The following is a 17,537-nucleotide window of genomic DNA, read 5'->3' as shown; positions in this document are numbered from 1 at the left end:
GTGCCGTGCTGGAACCGAATGGACCGCTGCCGCCGGAAATCTACTGGCGCCGTCGCCTGGTCGCGATCGGCGCAACCGCCCTCGCCCTCGCGATAGTCGTCTGGGTGGGCTTCGCGCTGCTCCGAGGCAGTGGCGACGGGGACCAGAAGACCGACGCCAAGGCCACCACCTCGGCCGCCGGCTCGACCAATAAGCCCGCCGGAAGCTCCACCGGCGCACCGGAGTCGAGCCAGGCCAAACCGTCCGGCAGCGTCACCGGCACCGCCGCGCCGGTCGGGCAGGGCCAATGCCCGGACCAATCCCTGGCCGTGAAGGTGAATGTCGGGCAGCCCACCTACAAGAACGGTGAGCAGCCGGTGTTCGGCATCGTCATCACCAATATCTCCAGCGCCACCTGCGAACGCGATATGGGTTCGGGGCTACAGCTGGTCTCGGTGCAGTCCCTGGACGGGCAGCGCAAGCTGTGGTCCAGCACCGACTGCTACCCGGACGGCACCCCGGACGTGCGCTCGCTGAATCCCGGTCAGCAGGCGGCCTTCACGGTGACCTGGTCCGGCGCCACCTCGCAGCCCGCCTGCGCGGGTGACCGGGTGCCGGTCTCCCCGGGGCCGTACACCGTTGTCGCCCAGATCGGTTCGGTGCGCAGCTCCCCGGAGCCGTTCAATATCGCCTGATCACGCGTACCCGTGCTCGCCCAGCCGCGCCAAGCCCTCGCGAATGCGCCGCGCCAGTTGGGCGTTCACGCCGTCCACCGCCTCCAGATCGGCCTGGGTGGCCCCCAGCAGCGCCCGTAGCGTGCCGAAAACATCCACCAGGGGTTCGACCCTGCGGAACGGCACGCGCGGGATCTGCGCCAGCAAGCGGTAGCCGCGCGGGCCGACCGCGGTGTCCAAGGCTTCCAGGGTGGCCGGACAGCCCAGTGCGGGAGCCAGATTCGCCAGCTCCAGCAGATCATTGTCGGTCAGCCCGTCCAATCGGGTGAGCGCGCGATCCACCTGCGCCTCCCCCACCGCCTCGCCGACCACGTAGTCGCGCACCAGCAGGCGGCGCAGATTCTCGGTGTCCACCACCAGTTCGGTCAGCTGCAGCGCGAGCTGGCGGCCGTCCACGCCGAGTTCCAGTACGTCCTGCTCGATCTCGCCCGCGGTGCGGCGCATGAGCTCCAGGCAGTGCACCACGGTCAGCACGTCGCGCAGGGTCGCGAAGTCCTCGATCTCCAGCGCGGACAGGCGGCGGGTCAGCTCGTCGAGCCGGACCCGGTAGCGCTGCAAGGTCGCCATGGCCTGATTGGCGCGGGACAGGATGGTCGCGGAGTCCTGCACGAGATGCCTTGCGCCATGGACATAAATCGTCACCAGTCCGGTGGACGCGCTCACCGACACCACCGGATAACCGGTTTGCGCGGCGGTGCGTTCGGCCGCCTTGTGCCGGGTGCCGGATTCCACCGTCGGCAATGCCGGATCGGGCACCAGATGCACATTGGCGCGCACGATTCGGGAACCATCGGTGGAAAGGACCACGGCCCCATCCATTTTCGATAATTCCCGCAACCGGGTCGGCGCGAATTCGGCGGTCAATTCGAATCCGCCGTCGCAGAGTCGTTCCACTCGTTCGTCATATCCGAGCACCACGAGTCCGCCACTGCCCGCACGCAATATGCGATCGATTCCATCCCGCAATTGCGTTCCGGGCACCAATCGCGCGATCACATCACGCACCGCATCGCTCGAATTATCCGCCGCCCCGCCGATTTCGGAATCGCGCATCGGCGCGAGACCCGAACGGCCCAGCAGGCCCCTCCACGTTTTGATCGGTGCCGCCATCAATCGTCGCCTTCCCCCCGCTCACGCGATCGCCGCTGCCGCAGCCCGCTCATCGCCAGTGCCGCACGCAGATCCGTCACCTCGTGCAGCTTCATGGTGCGACCGGCGCGCTCCACACCCTGCGGGACCAGCGCCTCGGTGAATCCGAGCCGCTCCGCTTCGGCGAGGCGCCTGGTCAGCCCCGTCACCTGCCGCACCTCCCCGGCCAGGCCGACCTCGCCGAGCACGATCATGCCGCTGGGCAGCGCCCGATCCTGACTCGCGCTCGCGATGGCAAGGGCCACAGCCAGATCCGCGGCCGGTTCGGTGAGCCGCATACCGCCGACCGTGGCCGCGTACACGTCCTGCTTGCCCACATAGACCCCGCCGCGGCTCTGCAGGACCGCCAGGACCATGGAAACGCGGTTGTAGTCCAGACCGCTCACCGCGCGGCGCGGCGCGGGCGCCTGGGTGTCCACCGTCAGCCCCTGCACCTCGCCCAGCATGGGCCGCTTACCGTCCATGGCCACCGTGACCGCGGTGCCGGGCACCGCGTCGTCCCGATGATGCAGGAACAGCCCGGACGGATCGTCCACGCAGACGATGCCCGCCTCGCGCATCTCGAAGCAGCCCACCTCGTCGGTGCTGCCGAAACGGTTCTTGACGCCGCGCACCATGCGCAGCGCGGAATGCTTATCGCCCTCGAACTGCAGGACCACGTCCACCAGATGTTCCAGGGTGCGCGGACCGGCCACCGCGCCGTCCTTGGTGACGTGCCCGACCAGCAGCACCGCGATCCCGCTGGCCTTGGCCAGCGAGGTGAGCGCGGCCGTCACCGACCGCACCTGAGTGACGCCGCCGATCACGCCGTCCACATCACCGGCCAGCATGGTCTGCACCGAGTCGACCACCAGCAACGTCGGGCGCACCTGCTCGACATGCCCGAGAATCGTGGCCAGATCGGATTCGGCCGCCAGATAGACCTTCTCGTGCACCGCGCCGGTCCGATCGGCGCGCAACCGCACCTGACCCGCCGATTCCTCCGCGGTCACGTACAGCGCGATCTCACCGCGCGAGCGCGCCCAGCGATGCGCCACCTCGAGCAACAGCGTGGACTTGCCGACCCCGGGCTCCCCGGACAGCAGCACCACCGAACCGGGAATGATGCCCCCGCCCAGCACCCGATCGAGCTCGGAGACGCCGGTCGACCGGGACTGCGTCGCGTTCGCGTCGATCTGCGAGATCGGCGTCGCGGCCGTACTCGGCAACATCGCCCGCCGCCCGCTCGACACCGTGACCGAGGCCGACGCCGAGGCCATGGCGGTCTCCGCGATCGTCCCCCAGCCCCCGCACGAGGGGCAGCGGCCCACCCACTTGGCGACCTCATGCGCACAGTCGGCGCAGCGGTACAGCGATTTCACCTTGGCCACGCGGGCAGCCTAGTCAGCGATGCCGACAGGATCGGGCAGCGCCACCACACCCCCGCAGACGACCGCACCCGCTTCGGAATTCCGAAGCGGGTGCGGTCGAAGGAAATTCGAGGGGCCGGGCTCAGTGCTCCGACTTCTTCTCATCGGCCTTGGCCGGTTCCTGCCGCGGGTTGCCCGGCCCGGCGTCGACCGGCACATTGACCACGACGGTGCCCGCGTCCTTGAAGTTGAAGGTGACGGGGTAGGTCAGACCGGGGGTGACATCCTTGCTCAGCCCGTCGATCTCGATCAGCAGCGGGTTGGCGTCCGGATCGGCGGCCTTCTCGGTGGCCGGTTCGGCGGACGCGCCGTGCTGGTCATGTCCGGCGGCGGCCTCGGGCTTGGCCTCGCCCTTCTTGGCGTACCCGGCGACCAGGGTGGTCTGCGGCTTGATCTCGGCCTTGCCGTCGATCTTCACCGAGCCCAGGTCACTGGTGATGCTGACCAGTTCGTCGCTCTTGGCCTCGCCGAGGTTGATGGCGCTGAAGGCGAGCACGGCCTTGCCGCCCTTGGCGTTGTTGTACTCCTCGGACTGCGGCAGCAGGAAGCGCACGTCGCGCAGTGCGACCTTGCCGACGTTCGCGCTATTGCCATTGACGGCCGCGACCTGGGTCGCGGTCTGCGAGATCTGACCGGCGCCGCAACCCGACAGCGCCAGCATCGCACCCGCGGCGAGAGCAGCAACTGTCACGGCACGCCGCCGCGCCTTGGACGCTGTGGTGGCTTTCAGGGCAGTCACGGGGTCCTCCATGTCGACCGGTTCACTCCACTATGGAGAGTAGTAGTCAAAGAGAGTAATGCGTGCCGCGCCGCGCCCCACACGCGGGCACGGTCGTACGGGCGAGTGTCGGCGACACAGAACCGCCGAGTTGTTCTCATTGCCGCATTGCCGTTAATGCGAGGGTGCGCAGTCGCGTATGCGACTTGCGAGTCGGCATATGCGTTCGGACAGTACTGCGCGGTATCCCGTTATGCCACAACAAGATGCACACGATTCGAGTTCTGTCAACCCCCGCCGCCGCCTCGTTGTGGCCCTGACCTGCGCCGTTGATCGCGCCGTTACCGAGTCGCATGTTAAACTGTGAACATCGAAAGGGGCACGGGACACATGATTTTTAAGGTCGGAGACACCGTCGTTTACCCCCACCACGGAGCGGCGCTGATCGAAGCTATCGAAACCCGCACCATCAAGGGTGTGCAAAAGGAGTATCTGGTCCTCAAGGTCGCACAAGGCGACCTGACCGTTCGGGTTCCCGCAGAGAATGCAGAGTATGTCGGCGTCCGCGACGTCGTCGGCCAGGAGGGCTTGGACAAAGTCTTCCAGGTGCTGCGCGCTCCTCATACCGAAGAACCGACCAACTGGTCACGTCGCTACAAGGCCAACCTCGAGAAGCTCGCCTCCGGCGATGTGAACAAGGTTGCCGAGGTCGTCCGCGACCTGTGGCGTCGGGAGCAGGACCGCGGCCTGTCCGCCGGTGAGAAGCGGATGCTGGCCAAGGCGCGCCAGATCCTCGTCGGTGAGCTCGCGCTCGCCGAGGGCACCGACGATGTCCGGGCAGACACCCTGCTCGACGAGGTCCTCGCCGCGGCTTCCTGACCGTGAACGAACTGCACGGCGAGAGCCGTGTCGTAGCGCTGGTGCCTGCCGCCGGCCAGGGCGTACGCCTAGGTGAATCGAAACCCAAGGCGTTCGTCCCGGTCGGCGGCAGTCCCATGCTCGCACTGGCAGTAGATGGGCTGATCGCTTCCGGGTCCGTCGACGAGGTTGTGGTGATGGTGCCCGCCGACCTCATCGACGAGACGCGCGCTCTGCTGCCCGAATCAGCCATACCCGTCCATGTGGTGCCCGGCGGAGCCGAGCGCACCGATTCGGTCCGCGCCGGTCTGGACGCCGCCCCGGACGCCACTTTCGTCCTCGTGCACGACGCGGCCCGGGCCCTCACACCGCCGTCGCTGATCTCCCGCGTCGTGGCCGAGCTGCGCGCCGGCGCGCCCGCCGTGGTGCCCGCATTGCCGGTGACCGACACCATCAAATCCGTGGATGCCGCGGGTGCGGTGACCGGGACGCCGGATCGATCCGGGCTGCGCGCCATTCAGACTCCGCAGGGCTTCGATGCGCGATTACTGCGCGCGGCCTATGCGACCGATACCCAGGCCACCGATGACGCCGGGTTGGTCGAATTACTCGGCACCACCGTGTTGACGGTGCTCGGCGATCCGCTGGCTTTCAAGATCACTACGCCACTCGACCTAGTGCTTGCCAATACACTGGTGGCACAGCGCAATACCCCTATCGCGGCACGGGAGGCGGTGACTACGCCGTGATCGATCCGACGAGCATGCGCGTGGGCATCGGCAGCGATGTGCACCCGATCGAACCCGGCCGTCCCTGCTGGATGGCGGGCCTGCTCTTCGACGGTGACAGCGGCTGCGAAGGCCACTCCGACGGCGATGTCGCAGCCCACGCCCTGTGCGATGCCCTGCTGTCCGCCGCCGGTCTCGGCGATGTCGGCGCGATCTTCGGCACCGGGCGACCGGAATGGGAAGGCGTGTCCGGGGCGGCCATGCTGAAGGAAGTTCGCCGGCTTTTGGACGAGGCCGACTTCACGATTGTCAATGCGGCTGTACAAGTAATTGGCAATCGTCCCAAGATCGGCCCGCGTCGCGCCGAAGCCCAGCAGGTGCTCGGCGAAATTCTCGGCGCGCCGATTTCGGTATCGGGAACCACCACCGACGGACTGGGTCTCACCGGCCGCGGCGAAGGTATTGCGGCGATGGCCACGGCCCTGCTGTGTTGTCGATCCTGACCTGACGATCGATTACCTTTCACGCGGCCGGACGCAAGGCCGCATCCGCCCGTAATCCGCCACATACCAACAGCTAGGATGGCTGGTCGTGACTCTGCGCCTTTTCGACACCGAGACGCGGACCCTGCGTGACTTCACTCCGCTGGTCCCCGGCCACGCGTCGGTGTACCTGTGCGGCGCCACGGTGCAGGGCGAACCGCACATCGGACACGTGCGCAGTGGCGTCGCCTTCGACGTGCTGCGACGCTGGCTCGGCGCCAATGATTTCGATGTCGCCTTCATTCGCAATGTCACCGATATCGACGACAAGATTCTGAACAAGGCCGCCGAACACGGGCGGCCGTGGTGGGAATGGGCCGCCACCCACGAGCGGTCCTTCGACCGCGCCTACGACACCCTCGGCGTGCTGCCGCCCTCGGCCGAACCGCGGGCCACCGGGCACATCACCCAGATGGTGCAGATGATGCAGCGGCTCATCGACCGCGGGCACGCCTACGCGTCCGAGGGCAATGTCTACTTCGACGTGCTGAGCTTCCCCGGCTACGGCAAGCTGTCCGGGCATCGGCTCGACGATGTGCACCAGGGCGAGAGCGCCGGCACGGGCAAGAAGGACCAGCGCGACTTCACCATGTGGAAGGCCGCCAAACCGGGCGAGCCGAGCTGGCCGTCGCCGTGGGGTCCGGGCCGGCCGGGCTGGCATCTGGAATGCTCCGCCATGGCCGAGTTCTATCTCGGCGGCGAATTCGATATTCACTGCGGTGGAATGGATTTGGTTTTCCCGCACCACGAAAACGAGATCGCGCAATCCAATGCGGCCGGGGACGCGTTCGCGCGCTACTGGCTGCACAATGGCTGGGTCACCATGGCCGGCGAGAAGATGTCCAAATCGCTCGGCAATGTGCTGTCCATTTCCAATGTGCTGGAACGGGTCGGGGTGCGCGCCGTCGAGCTGCGCTACTACCTGGGCAGCGCGCACTACCGCTCGATGCTGGAGTACTCCGATCAGGCGCTCACCGAATCCGCCGCGTCCTACCAGCGGATCGAAGGATTCGTGCAGCGCGTGGTGGAGCGGGCCGGGGATGTTCCGGTCGGCACCTGGACCGAGGGCTTCGCGGCCGCACTGAACGATGACCTCGCGGTGCCCAAGGCCCTCGCGGAGATTCACCGGCTCGTGCACGAGGGCAATAAGGCCGTCGAATCCGGGAAACTGGACGACGCGCGGGTCATGGCCGGACAGGTGCGGGCCATGCTGGGGATTCTCGGCGTGGATCCCCTCGATGCGCACTGGGCCGCGCCCGCTGATTCCTCCTCCGCGCTGGAAGCACTCGATGTGCTCATCAATGCGGAACTGCAACGCCGCCAAGAGGCCCGGGCCGCCAAGGACTGGGCCGGGGCCGATGCGGTGCGCGACCGGCTCAAGGCGGCCGGCGTGGAAGTGACCGATACTCCGAATGGACCGGAATGGTCGCTCACCAAGGAAAAACGGTGAGCGACCCTACAAGAGCTAGGGGCAATGCAGGCGCAGCCATCAGCTGCGCCGACCGGATGCGGGTATTCCGCATGATCGACCGGTCGCGGGACAACCGCGCGGCCGGCCGGGTGCTGGGTTCCCACATGACACGGAAGGCGAAGTGATGGCAGGCAATTCACAGCGACGCGGCGCGACGCGCAAGACGGGCAGCAAGAAGGGGCAGACCGTCGGGTCCGGTGGCGTGCGCCGCCGCGGGCTCGAGGCCCGCGGCGCGACGCCGAAGGCCGAGGAGCGCACCTATCATCCGGCCGCCAAGCGCGCGAAGGCCAAGGCCAAGGCGGAGAACGCCACCGCCAATGCCCGCAGCCGCAATGCCGGACGGCCGATCGCGGGCCGCAAGGACAATGAGGGCCCGGAGCTGGTGCTCGGCCGCAACCCGGTGGTGGAGTGCCTGCGCGCCGGGGTTCCGGCCACCGCGCTGTACGTCGCCGTGGGCACCGAGAACGACGACCGGCTCACCGAATCGGTGAAGATCGCCGCCGATCTCGGCATCTCGATCCTGGAACTGCCGCGCACCGACCTGGACAAGATGAGCAGCAATGGCATGCACCAGGGCTTGGCCCTGCAGGTGCCGCCGTACCGCTACGCGCATCCGGACGATCTGGTCGAGAAGGTCCGCAGCTCCGCCGAACCCGCGCTGCTGGTCGCGCTGGACAACATCACCGATCCGCGCAACCTGGGTGCGGTCATTCGCTCGGTGTCCGCGTTCGGCGGGCACGGCGTGGTGATTCCGCAGCGCCGCAGCGCCAGCGTGACCGCCGTCGCATGGCGCACCAGCGCCGGTGCCGCGGCGCGGCTTCCCGTCGCGCGGGCCACCAATCTCACTCGTACGCTGAAGGATTGGGCCAATAAGGGCTTCCAGATCGTCGGACTGGACGCGGGCGGCGACACCACCCTCGACCAATTCGACGGCAGCGCACCGACGGTCATCGTGGTCGGCTCCGAGGGCAAGGGGCTATCGCGCCTGGTCCGGGAGAACTGCGATGCCATCCTGAGCATTCCGATGGCCGGTCCGGTCGAATCGCTGAACGCCTCCGTCGCCGCCGGTGTGGTGCTCGCCGAGGTCGCTCGCCAGCGTCGCGGCTGAGTTCGCTCGAGGTCCCGTTCGCCGCAATCCGGTACTGGCGCAGGCAAAGTCCGCGCGTCAGCCTGCCGGGTGGCGGCATCCGACCGTAAACTCGGGCGGTGGTCATCCCTGAGCAGCCCATCGGCTCCCCCGTCGAGCACGAGCATGCGACGGCGGTACTGCTACTCGGGGCGCTGAGCGTGTTCTGCTGTGGCGCGCTGGGGCCGGTGGCTTGGGTGCTCGGGCGGCGCGCGCTCAATGAGATCGACGCGTCCGGCGGGGCCTTCGGCGGCCGGGTCCAGGCGATGGTCGGCTACATCCTCGGGATCGTCGGCACCATCCTCATGATCTGCATGGCGATCCTCTTCGTCCTGATCGCGATCGGCGGGCGAGCCTGACTCGCAGAGCTCTCAGGGAGAAAACCGCTGACGCGGAGTCTCGGGGGCTTCGCCCCGGAACCCCCAAGGACTAGTCGAGTCCTGCTCGGCGCTCACCCTCGGTGACGGCGTCCCAGGCGGGCCATTCGCCGCTGACGCTGCCGGTCCACTTGGGTGGGCGGCGGTCCTTGAGGGCGGCTACGCCCTCGCCACCGTCGGCGCTCTTGGCTACGAAGTCATTGAGTTCGGTTTCCAAGCGGCCCACGGTTTCCGGGGTCATGGTGGGGGCTTCCCAGAGGAGGCGCTTCGACAGGGCCACCGGGAGGGGGGCCGCGCCGTGGGCTATGTCGTGGGCTATTTCGAGGGCGGTGGGGAGGACTTCGCCCGCGTGCAGGCAGGCATTGGCTACGCCGAGGGCGCGGGCCTCGTCGCCGTCGAAGGTGCGGCCGGTGAGGAGGAGGTCGGCGGCATTGGCGCTGCCGATCAGGCGGGGCAGGGTCCAGTGGGCGTAGCCGCCCGCGATTGCGCCGCGGCGGACCTGATTCAGGCCATACACGGCATCGCGGGCGAAATAGCGCAGATCGCATTGGAGGGCGAGTTCCAGGCCTACGCCGACGGCGTGCCCGTTCACCGCGGCGATGACCGGTTTGCGGATCTTGAACGGCGGCGGGTCGATACAGCCGTTCACCTCACCGATTTTTAGCGACAGGTCCGCGCCCGCACAGAAGGCGGGCGGCGTACCGGTCAGCACGATCGCCCCGATGGCGTCATCGGTATCGCAGCGGCGTAGTGCCGCACCGAGTTCCGAAGCCATCGCGGGGGTGAGCGCATTCTGCTGCGCGGGCCGGTTAAGCGTGAGCACGGCGACTCCGCCTGAGACATCGACGTGCAATTCCGAACTCATGGCCCCGAATCCTAGCTACCCCGGCGGCTCGATGCCCCACTGTCTGCGGCTTCGCTCCCGAACCGCCGGGAAATAGAGGGTTATCCGCGAAGGATCTTGCGGCCGATAGCGTACTTGTGGACCTCGGTGGGGCCGTCGTAGAGGCGGAAGGCGCGCATGTCGCGGAAGATCATTTCGACGACGGTTTCGTCGCTGATGCCGATTCCGCCGAGGACCTGGACGCAGCGGTCGGCGACCTTGAACAGTTCCTCGGAGACGTAGGACTTGGCGATGGAGCTCTCGTGGCGGGCCTTCTCGCCCTGATCCATGAGCCAGCAGGCGTGCCAGATGGTGAGGCGGCACTGATGCAGGGCGATTTCATTGTCCGCCAACATGAATGAGACGCCCTGGTGCTCGCCGATCGGCTTGCCGAAGGCGGTGCGGGTCTTGGCGTAATCGATCGCGATGGACTGGGCGCGCTCGGCCGCGCCGAGCCAGCGCATGCAGTGGGTGAGGCGGGCCGGGGCCAGCCGGAGCTGGGCGTAGCGCAGGGCCTGGCCGGTCTCGCCGAGCACGGAGTCCTTGGGCAGCACCAGATTGTCAAAGTTCACCACCGCGTGGCCGCCGACGTAATTGCGGTCCATCGTGTTCATGATGCGTTCGATGACAATGCCGGGCTGGTCCCCGTCGCAGAGGAACAGCGTCGGGCCCGCGGGCAGGTGCGGGTTGTCGGCCAGCTTGGCCATGATGATCCACACCTTCGCGCCGTCCGCGCCGGTGATGAGCCATTTGCGGCCATTGATGGTGAAGTTCTCGCCGTCGAAGGTGGCCTCGGTGGCCAGCTGGTTCGGGTCGGAGCCCGCACCGCCCGGCTCAGTCATGGCGAAGACCGAACGGTGGTGGCCGTCGATGACCGGTTGCAGGAAGCGCTCGGTCTGCTCCGGATTCGCGACCTTGGAGAGCAGGAACATATTGCCCTCATCGGGGGCGGCGCAGTTCATGGCGACCGGGCCGAGGGTGGACCATCCCGCGGCCTCGTACAGCACGGCCTGCTCGACGTGGGTCAGGCCGCGTCCACCCAGTTCCACGGGGGCCTGGATGGTCAGCAGCTTCTCCGCGCGCGCCAATTCGACCAGTTCCTGGCGCAATTCGTCGTTCGGGCCGTGCGCGGTCAGCCGCGGATCACGCTCGTAGGGGACGATCTTGTCGGCGACGAAGGCGCGAACCCGATCGCGCTCGGCGGCGAGTTCGGCAGGAATCGTGAAGTCGATCATCGTTGGTCACCATTCATTCCGGAGTGCGTGCGAGCCGAGCATACGACGCCACACAGAAGGGACTGAAGGCACCCGCCATCAAACGAGGACGCGGTGCAGGAACGCCTCGACTTCGGCCCGGTAGGCGGCCGGTTGATCGTCGTGTACGAGGTGACCCGCCTCGGGGATGACCACATGCCGCGCGTCGGGATGCACCCGCGCCATCTCCCGCATCTGCCCGGCCGGGGTGATGGTGTGCTCGCCCTCGAGCAGCAGCGCCGGAACGGTGAGGGACTTCCACTGCGTCCAGAAATCCCGGGTCCCCCACTCCTCGGAAATATCCCGGAAGGTCGGAACCTCGCCGTGCAGGCGGTACCCGTCCGGTCCGCGCAGGAACGAGTCGAGAAAGTAGCGACCGGCGACCGGCCCGAAGAACTCCAGCACCGCCGCCTCGTCCGGAAACGGTTGCGGCCAAGCCCCGATCACGGCCGCCCAATTCTCGGCCGTACGCCCCTGGAAGTCCGGAGCCATATCCTCGACCACGAGCGCCCGCACCCGCTCCGGATGCGCGGCGGTGAACATCCACCCGTGCAGCCCGCCCATCGAATGCCCGATCACCACCATCGGTTCGGTGATTCCCGACGTGGCCGCGGCGAGATCGGCGACAAAGGCTTCGGTGGTCAGCTCCTGCGGCGCGGGACGTCCGTGCCCCGCCGCGTCGAAGGTGTGGACATGTCCGAATTCGCGCAGCCAGTCCAGTTGCGCCCGCCAGGTGCGGGCGCTGCCCATCAGTCCGTGCAGCAGCAGAATCGGCGTGCCGCTGCCGCCTTCGTCGTACAACACGCCCCCAATCTAGCGAGGTAGCCTCGACACCATGGCAGTCGTCAAGATCAACGCAATCGAGGTTCCCGAGGGCTCCGGCCCCGAGCTGGAGAAGCGCTTCGCGGCGCGTGCGCACGCGGTCGAGAACTCCCCCGGTTTTCTCGGCTTCCAGCTGCTCCGCCCGGTGTCCGGCGACACTCGGTATTTCGTTGTCACCCAGTGGGATTCCGAGGGGTCCTTCGAGGCCTGGCGCGACGGCCCGGCCCGCGAAGCGCACTCCGGCGAGGCCCGCAAGCCCGTGTCCACGGGCGCGTCACTGCTGGAGTTCGAGGTCGTCCTGGACGTTCAGGGTAAGAACGCCTGATCAGGCCATGTGTTGACGCAGGGCCAATGGACCTGTCACAGTTCGAGTTGCAAGTAGCGACGGTGACGCGGTAACCCGGTGAAAGTCCGGGGCGGTCGCGCCACTGTTTCCAAGCACTGACCTCATGGGTGGGTGCCGGGAGAGCCAGACACCGGCACCGTCGCAACCGTTTCGACGGGGACGCGAAATCCCTGAAGGAGGCTCGAATGGCCATCGTCCACAATCCCAGCCGGAGTGATGACGCGCTGAAGGCGCTGCTGATTTCCGCCGGAGTCGTTCTTCTCGCACTGCTCACGCTGTACCTGGTCGGCTTCGATCAGGGCGCGATCTCGCGCAGCGGCATGTACATGCACGAGCTCATGCACGACGGACGTCACCTGCTGGGTGTTCCGTGCCACTGAACGAATCCCCAGGTTTGACGGGTTCGCTCAAGACGCTGCTGCTGCGCGGCCTGCTGGCCGGCCTCATCGCCGGTCTGCTGGCCGCGACAGTGGGTTTCACCATCGGTGAATCCAAGATCAATGCGGCGATCGCCATCGAGGAATCCCAGTCCCAGGCTCACGAGCACGCCGAATCCGCTGCGGCGGGCGGACATTCGCACGGCGATGAGGAAGAACCCCTGGTCAGCCGGACCGGTCAGAAGGCCGGTCAATTCCTGGCGCTCGGCCTGTTCGGTCTCGCCATCGGCGCCGTGCTCGGCATGGTCGCCCATTGGGCGCGCCGCTACACCACGCTCTCCGGTCCCAAGCTCGCTCTCGGGCTGGCCGCCGGTGGCTGGCTGGCGATCGTCGCGGTGCCGTTCTTCAAGTACCCGGCCAACCCGCCCGCGGTGGGCGATCCGGACACCATCAATCAGCGCACCTGGCTGTGGCTCGCGGTGGTGCTGCTCGGCTTCGCGGCCGTCGGCACCGGCGTCTACGTCTTCAAGCTGTTGCGCACCCAACTGAGCACCGTGCGCCTGATCGGCGCGGTGGCGGCCTTCCTCCTCGTGACCGCCGCCGGATACATCCTGCTGCCGGGCATCAATGAGGTGAAGTCCGACTTCCCGGCCACCCTGCTGTGGCAGTTCCGGGCGGCGTCGCTGGCCGAAACCGCCACGCTATGGCTGGTTCTCGGCCTCGCCTATGCCGCGCTGACGGAATTCGCTAGCCGCGATCGGGTACCAGCCGTCGCGTAATGCCGCCGGTGACCCTGTGCAGCAGCCACTCCGCCGGACCGCGGCGGAATACGCTGCGCCACAGGGTCGCCAGGGTCAGCGAGCCGAAGACCAGGAGCGCCAGTAGCCACCAGGAAGGCCCGTGTATCCCGCCGGGCAATGAGGTCGCGTCCGGATCCGGCATCGGCACCAGCACGCCGAGCGCCACCACCTGCCCGATGTAGAGGGTCAGTGCGCAGGAACCGGCGGAGATCAAGGATCGCAAGGGGATCACCGCGCGCGGGGTGATGGCCAGCAGGACGCCGATCACCAGGAATGCCACCCCCGTCGAGCCGATCACTTCGAACGGGGTGCCGCTGTGCGGAGAGTCGACGGTCAGCCACCACCAGTTGCCGGTAGGCACCGCACCGAAACCGACCGAGTCGACGATCTCCCCCAGATTGACTTGGCGCAGAACGTCATCGGGGTCACCCGATTCGGTCAAAGTCTGTCGCAATTGTGCGATCAATTGCGCTCGTCCACCGAACGGATTCTGCATCAGCCATGATCCGCCGTAGCCGAGAACGGTGAGGAGAGCGCCCGCACCGGCCACCTGAACCCACCAGAGTGAGCGGATGTCGAGCCGCCCCAAGGCCATTCCGGCGAGCACGAACGGCATCCACGTCAGCACCGGATAGGTGCCGGTGATCACCAGCATCTCGGCCAGCTCCCCCAGGCCCGACAGCGAGGTGAACATGCCGAAGTTCGGATTCCCGCCGAAACTGTTCTGCTCCATATGACTTCGGATCACGAAGGACAGGATCGGCCCGGCGACGGCCCACACCGCAGCGAGCAGGGCAAGGGATCGGGCGCTCAGCCGCAGCAATGGCAGCGCGAGCAGGAAGTACAGACCGTAGAAGGTCAGAATGATCAGGATTCCGATTCCTGAATGGACCTGTGCCAGGCCCAGACCCACCAGCGCGATGAGCACCGCGCGCACCGCGATCCGGACCAGGTCGCGCCTGCCGTCGAGACCGCGATCCGGTGTCGCGCCACCGGACATCAATGCCAGCGAGACACCCGCCAGCACCGCGAACAGTGCCGAGGAACGACCTTCGAAGGGTCGCAGCAACTCCGCGCCCTGCATGCCCCGCTGCGGTCCGGCGTGCACCGCGAACATGCCCAGGACGGCGATGCCGCGAGCGGCGTCGAGTGCCAGCACCCGGGGGAGGGAATTCCCGCCGTGCCCTCGCGACACATCCTCGGGAGTGACTGGGGATTCCATGCCACCGAGGCTAGCTAATTTCTAGCATCTAGGAGATTTCGGGCATGCCACGTGGCTCCGGAAGCCCGGAACCACGTGCACCCGAAGGATCAGGACTCGAAGGTGGCGTCCAGTTCGATGTCCTGGACGCCCGCGAGCGCCTTGGAGATCGGGCAGCCCGCCTTGGCGGCGGCAGCGGCCTCGGCGAAACCGGCGGCGTCGATGCCGGTGGCGCGGCCTACGACGGTCAGCTTGATCTTGGAGAGGTGAAAGCCGCCGGCCGGGTCCGGGCCCAGGGTCACGTCGGCGGTCACGTCCAGGCTCTGCGGGGTGCCGCCGGCGCGGGCGATCTCACCGGACAGGGCCATGGAGTAGCAGGAGGAGTGCGCGGCGGCGATCAGCTCTTCGGGGCTGGTGGTGCCGTCGGCGGTGTCGGCGGTGCGCTTCGGGAACGAGACGTCGTACTTGCCGACGCCGGAGCTTACGAGCTCGACCTGGCCGGAGCCGTCCTGCAGACCACCGGTCCAGGCGGTACGCGCGGAGCGTGTAGGCATCATCAGTCCTTTCGAGGGATTCGAAGTCTTTTCGCCAACGAACCTACCCCGCGCTACACGGACGTGGAGGCACGCTGGTCGAGTTGCTCGAGGACCGTGGGCCAAGACTTTTCGTGGCGGTCGCGGGCGGCGGCATTCGGGAATCCGGCATGGGTCAACAGCAGCGCGGTGCCCGCGCCATGTTGCGTGAGTTCCACGGTGAGAACGGTTTCCGCCCCCTCGGTGCCACCCGCACCGGTGACCCAGGCGAGCTCCACCAACTGGTCGGGAATCAGGCGCAGGAACCGCCCGTAATGCGGATGCCCGCCGCCCGCCGTGAAGAAGAACGGCTCATTCACCGCGGGCCGGGAGAGCACCGAACCCGGGTCGGCGAACCAGAGGCTGAGTTGTGTCGTGCACATGCGGTAGAGCTCGGCGGGCGAGGCCGCCATGATTCGCTCCACCGCGAGGAAGAACGGCCGGGTCGAAAGGTCGGGAGGCCGGATCGGCGCAACGTCCATGCGCGAGCACGATACCGGCCGACCCCGCGATCACTCCGGATTGGTGACCCGTGCCAGCACGATGCCACCCACGATGAGTGCGAGTGACAGCGCCCGGCCCGCGCTGAGCGGATCCTTCTGAATCACGATGCCCATACCGATCGCCCCGACCGCACCGATGCCCGTGAACACCGCATAGGCGGTGCCGACCGGCAGGGTCTGCATGGCGAAGGACAAGAGATACACCGCGACCGCCGCCAGCACGAAGCAGATCAGAGTGGCCAGCGGCTTGGTGAAATTCTCGGTCGGCTTGATGGACTGCGACCACGCGATCTCCACCACACCCGCCAAACCCAGTATCAGCCAGTTCATTTCAGTACTCCTTTCCGAGTCGGCGAGCGGCCGCGAGGGCGGCGGCGTAGGACGCGTCGTGCTTGTCTCGCAGATGGGCGAGGGCCGGGTCCTGACGGGAGTTCGCCAGTTCCGCATTGACGAAAACCGAGTCCTGCACGGCGAAGTGGCCCGCGAAGAAGTCGCGCAGGTAGCGCTCCTGATAGTCGTAGATCGCCTTGGGTGCGCCCGGGGAGTAGGCCCCGCCGCGAGCAGTGGTGACCAAGAATCGCCTGGGGGCCAGGGACATTCGCGGGAAGGTGATCTGATCCAGCCAGGCCTTGAGGCTGGCGGGGATCGAGTAGTTGTACATCGGGGTGCCGATCAGGATCACGTCGGCGGCGCGAACCTCGGCCAGGAGCGGTTCGACGATCGCCCAGGCCTGTTCCTGCGCGGGTGAGTTCACCAGGTCGGCCAGGTGGTCGAGATCGGTGGTGCCGTGAGCCAATACGCGATCGCACAGGTCGGTCCAGCCCTCGCCGATGAACGGGATGGGATCGGCCGCGAGGTCGCGGTACACATAGCCGCCGCCGGGGTGTTCGGAGCGCCAGGCGTCGGCGAAGGCGGCGCTCAGTTCGCGGCTGAGGGAGGTGCGGCGGGCACTGGCGTCGAGGTGAAGCAGGACGGTCATGAGTGAATCTCCCATCAAGTGGACATTTCGTCCGGTTGCATCGAACACTAATTCATAACCGGACATATTGTCCACTTATTCCTGGACGGCTACAGTGAGCTGCATGGATCCCGTCGGCTTGCCACTTCTCAATGACTCGGCCATGCCCGCCGCACCGGTCGAACGAGCGGATGCGGCGCGCAATAGGGCCAAAGTCCTTGCGGCGGCGGCGGAATTGTTCGCCACCCGCGACCCCCGGGCCATCACCATGGATGACGTCGCCAAGGCGGCCGGAGTCGGACGCGGGACGCTGTATCGCCGGTACCCGGATGTCGTCTCCATCGCGGTCGCCCTGCTCGACGAGCACGAACGGCTGTTGCAGGAAAAACTGCTGCGCGGCGAGCCACCGCTCGGCCCGGGTGCGCCTCCCGCGCAACGACTGGCCGCCTTCTACGCGGCCATGATCGAACTCCTCGACACACACGCCAATCTCGTACTGGGCGCCGAGACGGGGGGCGCGCGCTTTCGCACCGGGGCATACCAGTTCTGGGTCGTGCACGTCCGGGCACTGCTGACGGAGGCCGGTGTGCCGGAACCGAACTCACTGGCGGACGCACTCCTCGCACCACTGGCCGCCGAGGTCTACCAGCATCAGCGGGAGCGGGGACTGACCTCGGAGCAGATCATCGCCGGGCTCACCCAGTTGGCACACCGCGTCCTCGGCTGACCCG

Annotated in this window: 22 protein-coding genes and 1 riboswitch; of the genes, 11 read left to right on the top strand and 11 right to left on the bottom strand. The window is 67.3% G+C overall.

The window, feature by feature from the left end:
* Positions 1 to 5: 5 nt before the first annotated feature.
* Complete coding sequence (locus tag AB0N05_RS29170) at positions 6 to 674, top strand: hypothetical protein (RefSeq protein ID WP_364699603.1); 669 nt, start codon at positions 6 to 8, stop codon at positions 672 to 674.
* On the opposite strand, the gene disA is transcribed toward AB0N05_RS29170, so the two are convergent.
* From disA to AB0N05_RS29155, 3 genes are all read right to left on the bottom strand, one after another.
* Entirely contained in the window at positions 675 to 1,766 is a 1,092-nt protein-coding gene (gene disA, locus AB0N05_RS29165; protein ID WP_364700110.1) for a DNA integrity scanning diadenylate cyclase DisA, read from the bottom strand. It lies immediately after the preceding gene.
* Between the two features lie 56 nt (positions 1,767 to 1,822).
* Positions 1,823 to 3,232, bottom strand: a complete 1,410-nt coding sequence (gene radA, locus AB0N05_RS29160) for a DNA repair protein RadA (protein ID WP_364699601.1) — start codon at positions 3,230 to 3,232, stop codon at positions 1,823 to 1,825.
* A gap of 121 nt (positions 3,233 to 3,353) precedes the next feature.
* Complete coding sequence (locus AB0N05_RS29155; RefSeq protein ID WP_364699598.1) at positions 3,354 to 4,010, bottom strand: hypothetical protein; 657 nt, start codon at positions 4,008 to 4,010, stop codon at positions 3,354 to 3,356.
* Positions 4,011 to 4,379: 369 nt separating this feature from the next.
* On the opposite strand from AB0N05_RS29155, the gene carD reads away from it, so the two are divergent.
* The 6 genes from carD to AB0N05_RS29125 all read left to right on the top strand — a co-directional run bounded on the left by carD (position 4,380) and on the right by AB0N05_RS29125 (position 9,073).
* Positions 4,380 to 4,868, top strand: a complete 489-nt coding sequence (gene carD / locus AB0N05_RS29150) for an RNA polymerase-binding transcription factor CarD (RefSeq protein WP_364700108.1) — start codon at positions 4,380 to 4,382, stop codon at positions 4,866 to 4,868.
* 2 nt (positions 4,869 to 4,870) lie between these two features.
* Complete coding sequence (ispD, locus tag AB0N05_RS29145; protein WP_364699596.1) at positions 4,871 to 5,596, top strand: 2-C-methyl-D-erythritol 4-phosphate cytidylyltransferase; 726 nt, start codon at positions 4,871 to 4,873, stop codon at positions 5,594 to 5,596.
* A gap of 14 nt (positions 5,597 to 5,610) precedes the next feature.
* Entirely contained in the window at positions 5,611 to 6,078 is a 468-nt protein-coding gene (ispF, locus tag AB0N05_RS29140) for a 2-C-methyl-D-erythritol 2,4-cyclodiphosphate synthase (protein ID WP_364700106.1), read from the top strand.
* Positions 6,079 to 6,166: 88 nt separating this feature from the next.
* On the top strand, positions 6,167 to 7,567 hold the full coding sequence (gene cysS, locus AB0N05_RS29135) for a cysteine--tRNA ligase (protein WP_364699594.1): 1,401 nt from the start codon (positions 6,167 to 6,169) through the stop codon (positions 7,565 to 7,567).
* Between the two features lie 145 nt (positions 7,568 to 7,712).
* Positions 7,713 to 8,696, top strand: coding sequence for a 23S rRNA (guanosine(2251)-2'-O)-methyltransferase RlmB (rlmB, locus tag AB0N05_RS29130; protein ID WP_364699592.1), 984 nt, complete (start codon positions 7,713 to 7,715; stop codon positions 8,694 to 8,696).
* Between the two features lie 98 nt (positions 8,697 to 8,794).
* A complete protein-coding gene (locus AB0N05_RS29125; protein ID WP_364699590.1) occupies positions 8,795 to 9,073 on the top strand; it encodes a DUF4190 domain-containing protein in 279 nt (92 codons plus the stop codon).
* Positions 9,074 to 9,143: 70 nt separating this feature from the next.
* On the opposite strand, the gene AB0N05_RS29120 is transcribed toward AB0N05_RS29125, so the two are convergent.
* The 3 genes from AB0N05_RS29120 to AB0N05_RS29110 all read right to left on the bottom strand — a co-directional run bounded on the left by AB0N05_RS29120 (position 9,144) and on the right by AB0N05_RS29110 (position 12,031).
* Entirely contained in the window at positions 9,144 to 9,956 is an 813-nt protein-coding gene (locus AB0N05_RS29120; protein WP_364699588.1) for an enoyl-CoA hydratase-related protein, read from the bottom strand.
* An 80-nt stretch (positions 9,957 to 10,036) separates the two neighbouring features.
* Positions 10,037 to 11,209 carry an acyl-CoA dehydrogenase gene (locus AB0N05_RS29115; protein ID WP_364699585.1) on the bottom strand — a complete coding sequence of 391 codons (1,173 nt, stop codon included), beginning with the start codon at positions 11,207 to 11,209 and terminating at the stop codon, positions 10,037 to 10,039.
* A 78-nt stretch (positions 11,210 to 11,287) separates the two neighbouring features.
* Positions 11,288 to 12,031: an alpha/beta hydrolase gene (locus AB0N05_RS29110; protein ID WP_364699583.1), complete on the bottom strand. Its 744-nt coding sequence runs from the start codon at positions 12,029 to 12,031 to the stop codon at positions 11,288 to 11,290.
* A gap of 31 nt (positions 12,032 to 12,062) precedes the next feature.
* Here AB0N05_RS29110 and AB0N05_RS29105 point away from each other — a divergent pair, with 31 nt between their 5' ends.
* The 3 genes from AB0N05_RS29105 (at position 12,063) to AB0N05_RS29095 (ending at position 13,551) form a co-directional block, all read left to right on the top strand.
* Positions 12,063 to 12,374, top strand: a complete 312-nt coding sequence (locus AB0N05_RS29105; RefSeq protein ID WP_364699581.1) for an antibiotic biosynthesis monooxygenase — start codon at positions 12,063 to 12,065, stop codon at positions 12,372 to 12,374.
* 21 nt (positions 12,375 to 12,395) lie between these two features.
* Positions 12,396 to 12,549: riboswitch (cobalamin riboswitch) on the top strand.
* A gap of 31 nt (positions 12,550 to 12,580) precedes the next feature.
* Positions 12,581 to 12,775 carry a CbtB-domain containing protein gene (locus AB0N05_RS29100; RefSeq protein ID WP_364699579.1) on the top strand — a complete coding sequence of 65 codons (195 nt, stop codon included), beginning with the start codon at positions 12,581 to 12,583 and terminating at the stop codon, positions 12,773 to 12,775.
* Positions 12,766 to 13,551 carry a CbtA family protein gene (locus AB0N05_RS29095; protein ID WP_364699577.1) on the top strand — a complete coding sequence of 262 codons (786 nt, stop codon included), beginning with the start codon at positions 12,766 to 12,768 and terminating at the stop codon, positions 13,549 to 13,551. The genes AB0N05_RS29100 and AB0N05_RS29095 overlap by 10 nt, the downstream gene beginning before the upstream one ends.
* Here AB0N05_RS29095 and AB0N05_RS29090 read toward each other — a convergent pair.
* The 5 genes from AB0N05_RS29090 to AB0N05_RS29070 form a co-directional block, all read right to left on the bottom strand.
* A complete protein-coding gene (locus AB0N05_RS29090; RefSeq protein WP_364699575.1) occupies positions 13,520 to 14,794 on the bottom strand; it encodes a DUF418 domain-containing protein in 1,275 nt (424 codons plus the stop codon). The genes AB0N05_RS29095 and AB0N05_RS29090 overlap by 32 nt on opposite strands.
* An 89-nt stretch (positions 14,795 to 14,883) precedes the next feature.
* On the bottom strand, positions 14,884 to 15,327 hold the full coding sequence (locus AB0N05_RS29085) for an OsmC family peroxiredoxin (RefSeq protein ID WP_364699572.1): 444 nt from the start codon (positions 15,325 to 15,327) through the stop codon (positions 14,884 to 14,886).
* 53 nt (positions 15,328 to 15,380) lie between these two features.
* The gene (locus AB0N05_RS29080) at positions 15,381 to 15,827 is read right to left on the bottom strand and encodes an SRPBCC domain-containing protein (RefSeq protein ID WP_364699570.1); all 447 of its coding nucleotides are present in this window, start codon (positions 15,825 to 15,827) and stop codon (positions 15,381 to 15,383) included.
* Between the two features lie 30 nt (positions 15,828 to 15,857).
* On the bottom strand, positions 15,858 to 16,178 hold the full coding sequence (locus tag AB0N05_RS29075) for a multidrug efflux SMR transporter (protein WP_364699568.1): 321 nt from the start codon (positions 16,176 to 16,178) through the stop codon (positions 15,858 to 15,860).
* A 1-nt stretch (position 16,179) separates the two neighbouring features.
* Positions 16,180 to 16,827, bottom strand: coding sequence for an NAD(P)H-dependent oxidoreductase (locus AB0N05_RS29070; RefSeq protein WP_364699566.1), 648 nt, complete (start codon positions 16,825 to 16,827; stop codon positions 16,180 to 16,182).
* Positions 16,828 to 16,930: 103 nt separating this feature from the next.
* On the opposite strand from AB0N05_RS29070, the gene AB0N05_RS29065 reads away from it, so the two are divergent.
* Positions 16,931 to 17,533 carry a helix-turn-helix domain-containing protein gene (locus AB0N05_RS29065; RefSeq protein ID WP_364699564.1) on the top strand — a complete coding sequence of 201 codons (603 nt, stop codon included), beginning with the start codon at positions 16,931 to 16,933 and terminating at the stop codon, positions 17,531 to 17,533.
* Positions 17,534 to 17,537 lie beyond the last annotated feature (4 nt).

The sequence above is a fragment of the Nocardia sp. NPDC051030 genome, from assembly GCF_040683015.1.
Lineage (GTDB): Bacteria > Actinomycetota > Actinomycetes > Mycobacteriales > Mycobacteriaceae > Nocardia.
This window is presented reverse-complemented; position numbering and strand designations above follow the sequence as displayed.